This is a genomic window from Psychromonas arctica, assembly GCF_038155225.1.
Taxonomy (GTDB): domain Bacteria; phylum Pseudomonadota; class Gammaproteobacteria; order Enterobacterales; family Psychromonadaceae; genus Psychromonas; species Psychromonas arctica_B.
This window is the reverse complement of sequence record NZ_JBAKBA010000458.1, coordinates 1-208: the sequence shown is the minus strand read 5'-3', so window position 1 is coordinate 208 and position 208 is coordinate 1. Positions and strand designations below refer to the sequence as shown.

The window sequence follows — 208 nt, the reverse complement described above, 5'->3', positions numbered from 1 at the left end:
ATGACACTTTAACGTTCAATAGTGTTTCTACTGATCAAGTTGATGGTGCGATAGTGACTAGCGAAGGGAGATTGTTTGTTTTCGGTCGCAATTATAGCGGTGAGTTAGGTACTGGCAATGAAAGTCCTGTTAGAACACCTATTGATGTGTTTTTACGCGATGAAGAATTGGCTGTTTATGCAACGTCAGGGACATCCAGTAGTTATGT

Annotated in this window: 1 protein-coding gene; it reads left to right on the top strand. The window is 40.9% G+C overall.

The window, feature by feature from the left end; translation table 11 throughout:
- Nucleotides 1-208 (top strand): RCC1 domain-containing protein (locus tag V6255_RS19090; RefSeq protein WP_341629496.1); only part of this gene is annotated, 208 nt, incomplete at both ends.